Origin of the sequence: Rathayibacter sp. AY1F9, from assembly GCF_002932155.1 — a bacterium.
In the GTDB taxonomy this organism is placed as follows: Bacteria; Actinomycetota; Actinomycetes; order Actinomycetales; family Microbacteriaceae; genus Rathayibacter.
Genome location: NZ_PSVA01000018.1, coordinates 18,475 through 30,241, shown reverse-complemented (window position 1 = coordinate 30,241; position 11,767 = coordinate 18,475). Strand labels below are relative to the sequence as shown.

Below are 11,767 nucleotides of genomic sequence, written 5' to 3'. Positions count from 1 at the left end.
GCGGGGTCCGCTCAGTCCTCCGCGACCGGCTCCAGCATCCCGTCGACGATCGAGCGGATCGTCCAGGCCGCCAGACTCCACTCGACCGGCTCGCCGTCGAGGCCGGGGGCGGTCACCGGGGCGTCGAGGTCATCGTCGAGGAGCCGGCCGCGGTGCGCGAGCCCGTCGATCACGATCGCGGTGAGGTGGGCGAGCTGGAGCGTCGTGAATCCCGGGCGCATCGTCCCGCCGAAGACCTGCAGCGTCTCCTCGTAGAAGTCGCGCATCCGGCGCGTGAGCATGCCCTCGATCCGCTTCGCCGTGGCGCGCACGGCGTCGCGTGCAGGCCCCTCCTCCATCGAGAAGGTGCAGGCGAGCAGTGCGTTGTACGACGACCAGTCGGCGGAGCGGCGGAGCGACTCGGCATTGGCCCGCGCGCCGATGCGGATGGTCTCCCAGGCGACCCGGCGGCGGCCGGCGGCCGTGGAGAGCAGATCGGTGGAGCGCTCGTAGACCTCGCGCATCTCCTGCTGGGCCTCGGGATCGGCGCCCTCCGCGTACCGGTCCCGCACGAAGACCTCGCCGACCAGGTCGGCCACGAACTCCTCGCGCGTGCTCCAGATCCGGTAGACGGAGCTGCGCGGCACGCCGGCCAGGCGGATGTACTCCTCCATGGGCAGGTGCGCGAAGCTCACCGTGAGGCCGTGGTTCGAGACGACGTCGCGCGCCGTGGCGATCATGCGGCTGCGGACCTGCTCCGCGGGGATCCTCCGGGCCCGCCGGGAGCCCTCTGCGCTGTCGTCCATGGAGAGGGACACTAGCCGGAGACGGTGCCGCGGGTGGTCCTCCACGCGCTCCGTGAGCCGATCCGGAGTGCTCTGGGGCGTCCTCCCACTGAGACGGAATGTCCCATCACGTGCACGACGACGTCGCGGACCGCTACGGTGCAGCCGGGGCGGACCCGAACCTGCCCCTGCTAGGGGACCCCCGTGACCGGATTCGATCGGTTCACGCTGGCCGTCGTCGACGGACCAGCGATCGAGCGTGCCGCGCTGCAGGCGCTGCTCGCGCAGCTGCTGCCGCAGTTCTCGCACGACGAGGAGGGCGTCGACCGCATCGCGGTCCTCGACCTGGACGGCGTGCCCGGCGAGGAGGTGGCCGACACCCTCGAGCGTGCGGCGGCTTGGACCGTCGGCCTCGTCGTGCTCTCCTCCTCCGACTCCCTGGAGCCGGTGCGGGCCGTGCTGCGACGGGAGAGGGCGGCGTACGTCTGGAAGGGCGACGACCCCAGCGAGCTCGCGGCGGCGGTCGTCTCGGTCGCCTCCGGCCGCACCTGGATCTCGGACACCGCCCGCCACCGGCTCGTGCACGGGCGCGAGGAGCGCCGCCCGGTGCTGAGCCCGCAGGAGAGCCGGGTGATGCGCGCCTACGGAGCGGGTGCCGCGGTCCGCACCGTCGCGGTCGACCTCAGCGTCGCCGAGCACACCGTCCGCACCTACATCAAGCGGATCCGCGCCAAGTACCTCGAGACCGGCGTCACTCTCGACTCACGGGTCGACTTCTACCGCCACCTCGGCGACCACGACGTCGCCATCCGCCGCGGCGGAGACCGGGTGCGGGCCGGCGCGCAGCAGGCGGCCGGCGACGTGGTCGGCGAGCGCCGAGCCTGAGGCGAGCAGGATCGCGTTCCCGCCGGTGCGCCCCTCGACGAAGGCCGTCGATCCGACCGCTGCGGTGACCGGGAGCAGCTCCCGGACGACCCCGCGCAGGCGGTCCAGCCTCCGGTGGTCGGCGTCGTCGGCGACGTTGACCGCGAGGAGCCCGTCGGCGCCGACGCGGGCGGCGAGCGGAGCGAGGACGGACGCGCGGTAGAACGGCTCCGGGATCTCGTCCCCGTCGTAGACGTCGAGCACGACGAGGTCGGCGCTCCAGGGCGGCAGGGGCCCTGCGGCGTCGGCCGTGAGGAGTCGGACGCGCGCGCCGCGGGGGAGCGGCGCGTGCTCGAGCACGAACTCCACGAGTCCTGCCGCGCTCTCCACCGCGAGCTGCTCGGAGCCCGGCCGGGTCGCGGCGACGTACCGGGCCAGGGCCAGGGCTCCGGCTCCGAGGTGCAGCACGCGCAGCGGCTCGCCGGGAGGGGCGGCGGCGTCGACCACCGCGCCGAGGCGCGCGAGGTACTCGAGGTGCAGAGCCCGGGGATCGCCCGGATCGATCAGCGACTGCTCCGCGCCGTCGACCGTGAGCAGCAGCGCCTCCGGCCGCAGCGGATCGGGTTCCAGCGCCGCCGTGCGGCCGTCCGGCAGCACGAGGGACGGAGGCATCCCGTCACGCTAGCGCTCCTCGCGCGACCCTCTCCTCCGCCGCTACGGTGACAGGCATGGCCGCCCTGATCCTGCTCGACGTCGACGGCGTCCTGAACCCCTCCGTCCGCAGCGATCGCGCCTCGGGCTCGCACCGCCTGGAGCTCGAGCCGGAGCGGGCGGCGCTCGTCGCCCGCCTGGCCGCGGTCGGCACGATCGTGTGGGCCACGACCTGGCCGCCGCGCTTGACGCGGGTCCTCGCCCAGGACCTCGGGCTGCCGGCGGGTACGGAGGCGATCGTCTTCGACGGCGGCCTCCCGCGCGACCCGCGGTTCCCGGGCCGGACGGGCAAGCTCCAGCCCGTCGCGGTGTGGCTGGAGGCGGCCGCCGAGCGCGGCGCGATCGACGCCGTGGTGTGGATCGACGACAACCTCCACGAGGACGCCTACGACTGGGCCCGCGAGCAGAGCACCCCCTTCCACCTGGTGCGTCCGGAGTCGGCGGCGGGCCTCACGAGCGACGAGGTCGCCGGTGCCGAGCACTTCCTGGCCGGACTCCCGGCGTCACACGGCGACATCCGGGAATAGGGCCGCCCCCTCCACTGGTTATCGTCACTCCGGGCGGTTCCGCCGAGCAGCGGTCCGCCCCGGGACGACCCGTCCCCTCGTCGATCCCCGCGCCGCATCCGGCGCAGCGGGACCGCCACGACTCCGTGATGCACCGAAGGACAACACCGTGACCCTCTCCGCCCGCACCTCCCTGCGCGTCCTGCTCGGCACGACCGCCGCCGCCGCCGCCCTGGTCCTCGCCGGCTGCGCGCCCGCCTCGACCGACGACGTGGTCTCCGGCTCGAGCGGCGAGGGCACCGCCTCCGCGAGCTCCGGCCTGACACTGGGCGAGGTCGAGGACTCGGGGAAGCTCACCATCGGCACCGAGGGCACCTACCCGCCCTTCTCCTTCCACGCCGACGGCGGGACGGGAGCCCTCACCGGCTACGACGTCGACGTGATCACCGCCGTGGCCGAGAAGCTGGGCGTCGAGCCCGACTTCCAGGAGACGCAGTGGGACGCGATGTTCGCGGGCCTGGACGGAGCGCGCTTCGACGTGATCGCGAACCAGGTCTCGATCAACGACGAGCGCGAGGCGAAGTACGACTTCTCGGAGCCGTACTCGGTCAGCCCTGGCGTCGTGATCGTCCCCTCGAGCGACACCTCGATCACCGACCTCGCCGGCCTCTCCGGCAAGACCACCGCGCAGTCGCTCTCGAGCAACTGGTACACCGTCGCGCAGGAGAACGGCGCCGAGGTCGAGGGCGTCGAGGGCTGGGCGCAGGCCATCGCCCTCGTCGAGCAGGGCCGCGTCGACGCGACCGTGAACGACCGCCTCACCTGGCTCGACTGGTCCACGACCTACCCCGACCAGGCCGCGGGCCTCAAGGTCGCCGTCACCACCGACGACACCTCCGAGAGCGCCTTCACCTTCCCGAAGGGCTCGGACGACCTCGTCGAGGCCGTCGACTCCGCCCTCGACGAGCTGCGCGAGGACGGCACCCTCGCCTCCATCTCCGAGCGCTACTTCGGAGCCGACGTCTCCCAGTAGCCCCACCCCGAGACGGCTCCTCCCCTTCCGGGAGGGGCCGTCTCGTGCGTGAGCGGTCCCGTCGCGGGGGAGCGGCGGAGCGGCTCAGGCCGCGGGTCCGCCTGCAAGGGCGCCCGCCCCGGCGCGAAGCGTGCCAGCATTCCCCAGGAGGCGGACACGATCCGCCCCCGACGCCACCACCCGATCGAGCCGACCGCGGATCCTCCCGCGAAGGCGGGAGAACACAATGGACCTCGTCCTCCGGTCGTTCTGGCCGATCCTCTCCGGGGGCATCGTCGGGACGATCCCGCTCGCGCTGGCGAGCTTCGCCATCGGGCTCGTGCTCGCGCTGGCGGTCGCCCTGATGCGGCTCTCGCGGGTGCGGATCCTCTCCTGGATCGCGCGCGCCTACATCTCCGTCATCCGGGGCACGCCGCTCCTGGTGCAGCTGTTCGTGATCTTCTACGGGCTGCCGAGCCTCGGACTGAAGATCGACCCCTGGCCCAGCGCCACCATCGCGTTCGCCCTCAACGTGGGCGGCTACGCGGCGGAGGTGATCCGCGCGGCGATCCTCAGCGTCCCGAAGGGGCAGTGGGAGGCGGCGCACACGATCGGCATGAGCCGCTCGCTCTCGCTGCGGCGCATCATCCTCCCGCAGGCCGCGCGCGTCTCCGTCCCGCCGCTGTCGAACACCTTCATCTCGCTGGTGAAGGACACCTCGCTGGCCTCCCTCATCCTGGTGACCGAGCTCTTCCGGCAGGCGCAGAAGATCGCCACCGCGTCGAGCGAGTTCATGCTCCTCTACCTCGAGGCCGCTCTGATCTACTGGCTCATCTGCCTGGTGCTCTCCAGCGGCCAGGGCCTGCTCGAGAAGCGATTGGACCGCTATGTCGCCCGCTGACACTCCGACCGACGCCCGGCCCGTGCTCACGGCCCGCGGCCTCCGCAAGTCGTTCGGCGGGGTGGAGGTGCTGCGCGGCATCGACCTGGAGGTCCACCGCGGCGAGGTCGTCGCCCTGATCGGGCCGTCCGGCTCGGGCAAGACCACCGTCCTGCGCTCGCTGAACAGCCTCGAGGTGCCGGACGGCGGGGTGGTCGAGCTCGCCGACGGCAGTGTCCTCGACTTCGACCGCGGCGTCGGACGGAAGGCGCTGACCGGGCTGCGCGACCACTCCGCGATGGTCTTCCAGCACTTCAACCTCTTCCCGCACCTGACCGTCCTCCAGAACGTGACGGAGGGGCCGCTGCGAGTGCAGCGCCGTCCCGCGTCCGAGGTGGTCCCGGAGGCGGAGCGCCTGCTCGAGCGCGTCGGCCTCGGCGGCCGGGGGAGCGCCTACCCCTTCGAGCTCTCCGGCGGTCAGCAGCAGCGCGTGGGCATCGTCCGGGCGCTCGCGCTGCGGCCCGATCTGCTCCTCTTCGACGAGCCCACCTCGGCGCTGGACCCGGAGCTGGTCGGCGACGTGCTCTCGCTGATGCGGGAGCTGGCGGGGGAGGGCTGGACCATGCTCGTCGTGACGCACGAGCTCGAGTTCGCCCGGCAGGTGGCCTCGGAGGTCGTCTTCATGGCCGACGGCGTGGTCGTCGAGCGGGGCGCCCCTGCGGAGATCCTCCGGGAGCCGCGCGAGCCGCGCACACGGCAGTTCCTGCACCGCCTCCTCCACCCGCTCGAGTAGACGGTCGGCGCTGTCCCCCGTCGACGGGGAGCCGCGCGGCGCACCGGGCGCGGCGGAAGGCGTGCCTATGCTGTCCGGGTGACCTGGAGCAGCGACGCCGAGACCACGCGGATCCCCTCCGCGACCGAGACGTCCGGCGGAACCGGACCCCAGCCGACCCGGGAGTACGTCTGGCCCGAGCCCGTGACGGGTCGGCAGCCGACCGTCGAGCCCGCCGCCCCGGCCGCCGCGGCGTCCGCCCCCAGCGCCCTCGGGCCGGTCGAGGCCGAGCCCGAGCCGGTCCGGCGCTCCGGCAACCGCCTCGCGGGCCTCGCGCTCGCCCTCCTGACGACCGCGGTCTTCGCCGTCCTGTACCTCGTCGCCCTGACGGCGATCCGCCTCCTCGTCGACCGCGTCGGCGGCGACCCGGTCGCCCTCGCGCTCGACGCTGCGCCGACCGCGCTCTTCCTCGCCCCGGTGGCCGCGTTCCTGGTCGGCCTGGCGCTGATCGTGCTGGTCGTGAACCGCGCGGGCTGGTGGGCCTACGTCCTCGGCGGCTTCCTCGTCGCCCTCCTCACGGCCGCGGCCGCGCTGGTCGGCGGCTGGAGCGCCGTCGGACCGCTCGCCCTGCCGATCGACCGCTCCCTCGCGCTCGACTACGTCAGCGATCCCGCCGTCCTCGCGGCGGTCCTCGCCGCCGGCGTCCTCGGCCGGGAGGCGAGCGTCTGGGGCGGCGCCGCGATCGCCGGCCGCGCCCGGGGCGTCAAGCGCCGCAACGCCGAGCGCGAAGCGGCCGCGCAGTCGTGACTCCGGAGGGGCAGGGGCAGGGCCGCGGAGCCGGCCTGGGCTACGGCCTCGCGCTGGCCGGCTTCGCCGCGTTCCTCTACCTCGCCCTGGTCGTCTGCGCGTTCGGGGTCCTCAGCCTCCTGCTGGACCAGGACGTCGTGCCCGAGCGCGACGCCGGCCCGCTGCTGGGGCCGGTGTCGGTGGCGGTCTGCGTCGTCGCCGTGCTGGTCGCGATGGTGACCCTCGCCGCCCGTCCCGCCGTCCACCGCGTCCTCGGCCCGTCGCTGCTGACCGGGGTCGTCGTCTACCTGCTCTTCCTCGTCACGGGCGGAGCGCTCTACGGGCTCGGCCGCCAGGAGCCGGGGGAGATCCTCGGCTGGATCCTCGACCACGCCCCCACTGTCTTCGCGATCGCGACCGGCGTGCTCGCGGCCGCCGTCCAGCTCGTGTTCCTCCTGCTCCTGGCCCGTCGCGACGCCGGCGGCCGCAGCCCCCACTGGGGCTGGGAGGGCGACGAGCGGGAGTGACGACGGAGTCCCGGCGCGGCTCAGCGCGGCGCTGCGGCATCTCCCAGGGCGAACGCCGCTCGGTTGACCGGCCCCGTCACTCCCCGTAATATTCTTCGGGTGTGCGCTTTGCCGTGCGCTCGTGTCGTGCCTCCGGGTCGATGCGGTCGCCGCACTTCGCTCCACCGGGTCCGCGAGGATCCGCGGGTTCGTCCGATCGGGCGGCCCCCACGGCATACCCCTCACCCTCCCGGTCCCGCTCGCGGGGCCGCGGGGTGCGTCGGGTCCAGATGAACTCGGCCGTTCCCGGAGACGGGAGGGCCGAATGTCGACCATCGATCCGCTGTCACCGTGCAGCATTCAAGGAGCAAAACCAGTGCCAACGATTCAGCAGTTGGTCCGCAAGGGACGCACGCCGAAGGTCACCAAGACCAAGGCGCCCGCCCTGAAGGCCAACCCCCAGCAGCGCGGCGTCTGCACGCGCGTCTACACGACCACGCCCAAGAAGCCGAACTCGGCCCTCCGCAAGGTGGCCCGCGTGAAGCTCTCCAACGGCACCGAGGTCACCGCCTACATCCCCGGCGAGGGCCACAACCTGCAGGAGCACTCGATGGTGCTCGTGCGCGGCGGTCGCGTCAAGGACCTCCCCGGTGTCCGCTACAAGATCGTTCGCGGCGCCCTGGACACCCAGGCCGTCAAGAACCGCAAGCAGGCTCGCAGCCGGTACGGCGCGAAGATGGAGAAGAAGTAATGCCTCGTAAGGGCCCCGCTCCCAAGCGCCCCGTCGTCGCAGACCCCGTCTACGGCGCCCCCATCGTCAGCCAGCTCGTCAACAAGATCCTCCTGGACGGCAAGAAGGGCCTCGCCGAGCGCATCGTCTACGGTGCCCTCGAGGGCGTCGCCGGCAAGAACGGCCAGGACGCGGTCGTCACCCTCAAGAAGGCGCTCGACAACGTCCGCCCGACCCTCGAGGTCCGCAGCCGCCGCGTCGGCGGCTCGACCTACCAGGTCCCGGTCGAGGTCAAGCCCCACCGCGCCAACACCCTCGCGCTCCGCTGGCTCACCAGCTACGCGAAGGCCCGTCGCGAGAAGACGATGACCGAGCGTCTCATGAACGAGATCCTCGACGCGTCGAACGGTCTGGGCGCCGCTGTCAAGCGTCGCGAGGACACCCACAAGATGGCCGAGTCGAACAAGGCCTTCGCGCACTACCGCTGGTAGCGCACCCCGCGGCCGCCTCCGGGCGACCGCGACCACCGGGCCCGCGGCGTCACCGCTGCGGGCCCGGTCCCGGCGGCGGATCGCCCGATCCCCGCGACCGGGCGACCGCCACCACCAGAATCCCAGCCATTCGGCCATGAACCCGGTGCGCTGGCTCCATCACCTATCGGAGGAACTCCGTGGCACAAGATGTGCTCACCGACCTGAACAAGGTCCGCAACATCGGCATCATGGCCCACATCGATGCCGGCAAGACCACCACCACCGAGCGCATCCTGTTCTACACGGGTATCACGCACAAGATCGGCGAGGTCCACGACGGCGCCGCGACGATGGACTGGATGGCGCAGGAGCAGGAGCGCGGCATCACGATCACGTCCGCCGCGACGACCTGCTTCTGGAACAAGAACCAGATCAACATCATCGACACCCCCGGTCACGTCGACTTCACGGTCGAGGTCGAGCGCTCGCTCCGCGTCCTCGACGGCGCCGTCGCCGTCTTCGACGGCAAGGAGGGCGTCGAGCCCCAGTCCGAGACCGTCTGGCGTCAGGCCGACAAGTACGACGTCCCGCGCATCTGCTTCGTCAACAAGATGGACAAGCTCGGCGCCGACTTCTACTACACGGTCGACACGATCATCAAGCGCCTCGGCGCGAAGCCGCTGGTCATCCAGCTGCCCATCGGCGCGGAGTCCTCCTTCGAGGGCGTCGTCGACCTGGTCGAGATGCGCGCGCTCACGTGGCGCGGCGACTCGAAGGGTGACGTCGCGCTCGGCGCGAAGTACGAGATCGAGGAGATCCCGGCCGACCTCGCCGACAAGGCGGCGGAGTACCGCGAGAAGCTCCTCGAGACCGTCGCGGAGACCTCCGACGAGCTGCTCGAGAAGTACTTCGGCGGCGAGGAGCTCACCGTCGCGGAGATCAAGGGCGCCATCCGCAAGATGACCGTCAACTCCGAGATCTACCCGGTGCTCTGCGGCTCGGCGTTCAAGAACCGCGGCGTCCAGCCGATGCTCGACGCTGTCGTGGACTACCTCCCCTCCCCGCTCGACGTCCCCGCCATCGAGGCGCACGACGTCCGCGACGAGGAGAAGGTCATCATGCGCCACGCGGACTCGACCGAGCCCTTCTCGGCGCTCGCGTTCAAGGTCGCCGTGCACCCGTTCTTCGGCCGCCTGACCTACGTCCGCGTCTACTCGGGCAAGCTCGACTCCGGCGCCCAGGTCATCAACTCGACCAAGGGCAAGAAGGAGCGCATCGGCAAGATCTTCCAGATGCACTCCAACAAGGAGAACCCGGTCGACTCGGTCACCGCCGGCCACATCTACGCCGTCATCGGCCTCAAGGACACCACCACCGGTGACACCCTGAGCGACCCGGCCGCGCAGGTCGTGCTCGAGTCGATGACCTTCCCGGAGCCCGTCATCGAGGTCGCCATCGAGCCCAAGACGAAGGCGGACCAGGAGAAGCTCGGCACCGCGATCCAGAAGCTCGCGGAGGAGGACCCCACCTTCCGCACCGAGCAGAACCAGGAGACCGGTCAGACGGTCATCAAGGGAATGGGCGAGCTGCACCTCGACATCCTGGTCGACCGCATGAAGCGCGAGTTCAACGTCGAGGCCAACGTGGGCAAGCCCCAGGTCGCGTACCGCGAGACGATCCGCCGCACGGTCGAGAAGTACGACTACACCCACAAGAAGCAGACGGGTGGCTCCGGCCAGTTCGCGAAGGTCCAGATCACCATCGAGCCGATGGAGGTCGAGGCCGACAAGACCTACGAGTTCGTCAACGGCGTCACCGGTGGCCGCGTCCCGCGCGAGTACATCCCCTCCGTCGACGCGGGCATCCGCGACGCCATGCAGGTCGGCGTGCTCGCCGGCTACCCCATGGTCGGCGTGAAGGCGACCCTGGTCGACGGAGCGGCGCACGACGTCGACTCCTCCGAGATGGCGTTCAAGATCGCCGGCTCGATCGCGTTCAAGGAGGCCTCGCGCAAGGCGCAGCCGGTCCTCCTCGAGCCGCTCATGGCCGTCGAGGTCCGTACTCCCGAGGAGTACATGGGCGACGTCATCGGCGACATCAACTCGCGTCGCGGGATGATCCAGTCGATGGAGGACGCCACCGGCATCAAGGTCATCCGGGCCAACGTCCCGCTGTCCGAGATGTTCGGCTACATCGGAGACCTGCGCTCGAAGACCTCGGGCCGCGCCGTCTACTCGATGACGTTCGAGACCTACGCCGAGGTCCCCAAGGCCGTGGCCGAGGAGATCGTCCAGAAGAACAAGGGCGAGTAGCTCCGCCCCTGGGCCGTCGCCGTTCCCCGGAACGGCGGCGGCCTGGTAGTGTCGTGCGGGTTTGCTGCCGAGTGCAGCGCGCCCCCTGTCGCAGCGGGACGGCCGCACGACCACTGCCGGTAACATACGTACACAAAACCCCCGCAAGTCCTCCTGTCCTCGTGCCGCCCCGTGCGGCCGCCCGGATGCGGATGCTTGCACCTAAGTCCTGAGGAGGACCCACAGTGGCTAAGGCCAAGTTCGAGCGGACCAAGCCGCACGTCAACATCGGAACCATCGGTCACGTCGACCACGGAAAGACCACGCTCACCGCGGCGATCTCGAAGGTTCTGGCGGACAAGTTCCCGTCCGCGACCAACGTCCAGCGTGACTTCGCGTCGATCGACTCCGCTCCCGAGGAGCGCCAGCGCGGCATCACGATCAACATCTCGCACGTCGAGTACGAGACGCCGAAGCGCCACTACGCGCACGTCGACGCCCCGGGTCACGCCGACTACATCAAGAACATGATCACCGGCGCGGCCCAGATGGACGGCGCGATCCTCGTGGTCGCCGCCACCGACGGCCCGATGGCTCAGACCCGTGAGCACGTCCTCCTCGCCAAGCAGGTCGGCGTCCCCTACCTCCTCGTCGCGCTGAACAAGGCCGACATGGTGGACGACGAGGAGATCCTGGAGCTCGTCGAGCTCGAGGTCCGCGAGCTCCTCTCGTCGCAGGGCTTCCCCGGCGACGACGCCCCCGTCGTGCGCGTCTCCGGCCTCAAGGCCCTCGAGGGCGACGACACCTGGACCCAGTCGATCCTCGACCTGATGGACGCGGTCGACGAGTCCATCCCGGACCCGGTGCGCGACAAGGACAAGCCGTTCCTCATGCCGATCGAGGACGTCTTCACGATCACCGGTCGTGGAACCGTCGTCACCGGCCGTGCGGAGCGTGGAACCCTCGCTCTGAACTCCGAGGTCGAGATCGTCGGCATTCGCCCGACGCAGAAGACCACGGTCACCGGAATCGAGATGTTCCACAAGCAGCTCGACGAGGCCTGGGCCGGCGAGAACTGCGGTCTGCTCCTCCGCGGCACCAAGCGCGAGGACGTCGAGCGCGGCCAGGTCGTCGTCAAGCCGGGTTCGGTCACGCCGCACACGGACTTCGAGGGCACCGCGTACATCCTGTCCAAGGATGAGGGTGGGCGTCACAACCCGTTCTACGCGAACTACCGTCCGCAGTTCTACTTCCGCACCACCGACGTCACCGGCGTCATCACGCTGCCCGAGGGCACCGAGATGGTCATGCCCGGCGACACCACCGACATGACGGTCGCGCTGATCCAGCCGATCGCCATGGAGGAGGGCCTCGGCTTCGCCATCCGTGAGGGTGGACGCACCGTGGGTGCCGGTACGGTCACCAAGATCATCAAGTAGGTCCGTCCTACTGATCTCTCGAGAGGGGTCGTC

Annotated in this window: 12 protein-coding genes; 11 read left to right on the top strand and 1 reads right to left on the bottom strand. The window is 71.0% G+C overall.

Going from position 1 to position 11,767, the window contains the following annotated elements:
* Window positions 1-11 precede the first annotated feature (11 nt).
* Entirely contained in the window at window positions 12-785 is a 774-nt protein-coding gene (locus tag C5C37_RS11990; protein WP_146085221.1) for a hypothetical protein, read from the bottom strand.
* 183 nt (window positions 786-968) lie between these two features.
* Here C5C37_RS11990 and C5C37_RS11985 point away from each other — a divergent pair, with 183 nt between their 5' ends.
* From C5C37_RS11985 to tuf, 11 genes are all read left to right on the top strand, one after another.
* Entirely contained in the window at window positions 969-1,649 is a 681-nt protein-coding gene (locus tag C5C37_RS11985; protein ID WP_104338975.1) for a LuxR C-terminal-related transcriptional regulator, read from the top strand.
* A gap of 707 nt (window positions 1,650-2,356) precedes the next feature.
* A complete protein-coding gene (locus tag C5C37_RS11980; protein ID WP_104233923.1) occupies window positions 2,357-2,866 on the top strand; it encodes an HAD domain-containing protein in 510 nt (169 codons plus the stop codon).
* A gap of 148 nt (window positions 2,867-3,014) precedes the next feature.
* Window positions 3,015-3,878: an amino acid ABC transporter substrate-binding protein gene (locus tag C5C37_RS11975; protein WP_374954045.1), complete on the top strand. Its 864-nt coding sequence runs from the start codon at window positions 3,015-3,017 to the stop codon at window positions 3,876-3,878.
* 226 nt (window positions 3,879-4,104) lie between these two features.
* Window positions 4,105-4,758 (top strand): amino acid ABC transporter permease, encoded by a 654-nt coding sequence (locus C5C37_RS11970; protein WP_104224574.1) that lies wholly within the window; start codon window positions 4,105-4,107, stop codon window positions 4,756-4,758.
* Window positions 4,745-5,530, top strand: a complete 786-nt coding sequence (locus C5C37_RS11965; RefSeq protein ID WP_104269386.1) for an amino acid ABC transporter ATP-binding protein — start codon at window positions 4,745-4,747, stop codon at window positions 5,528-5,530. Before C5C37_RS11970 ends, C5C37_RS11965 begins: the two co-directional genes overlap by 14 nt.
* A gap of 78 nt (window positions 5,531-5,608) precedes the next feature.
* On the top strand, window positions 5,609-6,316 hold the full coding sequence (locus tag C5C37_RS11960) for a hypothetical protein (protein ID WP_104329127.1): 708 nt from the start codon (window positions 5,609-5,611) through the stop codon (window positions 6,314-6,316).
* Entirely contained in the window at window positions 6,313-6,822 is a 510-nt protein-coding gene (locus C5C37_RS11955) for a DUF6121 family protein (RefSeq protein WP_104224572.1), read from the top strand. Before C5C37_RS11960 ends, C5C37_RS11955 begins: the two co-directional genes overlap by 4 nt.
* A 355-nt stretch (window positions 6,823-7,177) precedes the next feature.
* Window positions 7,178-7,552, top strand: a complete 375-nt coding sequence (gene rpsL / locus C5C37_RS11950; RefSeq protein ID WP_011186743.1) for a 30S ribosomal protein S12 — start codon at window positions 7,178-7,180, stop codon at window positions 7,550-7,552.
* Window positions 7,552-8,022 carry a 30S ribosomal protein S7 gene (gene rpsG / locus C5C37_RS11945; RefSeq protein ID WP_068251443.1) on the top strand — a complete coding sequence of 157 codons (471 nt, stop codon included), beginning with the start codon at window positions 7,552-7,554 and terminating at the stop codon, window positions 8,020-8,022. Before rpsL ends, rpsG begins: the two co-directional genes overlap by 1 nt.
* 179 nt (window positions 8,023-8,201) lie before the next feature.
* Window positions 8,202-10,316, top strand: coding sequence for an elongation factor G (gene fusA, locus C5C37_RS11940; RefSeq protein WP_104224571.1), 2,115 nt, complete (start codon window positions 8,202-8,204; stop codon window positions 10,314-10,316).
* 224 nt (window positions 10,317-10,540) lie between these two features.
* On the top strand, window positions 10,541-11,734 hold the full coding sequence (tuf, locus tag C5C37_RS11935) for an elongation factor Tu (protein WP_104224570.1): 1,194 nt from the start codon (window positions 10,541-10,543) through the stop codon (window positions 11,732-11,734).
* Window positions 11,735-11,767: the final 33 nt, after the last annotated feature.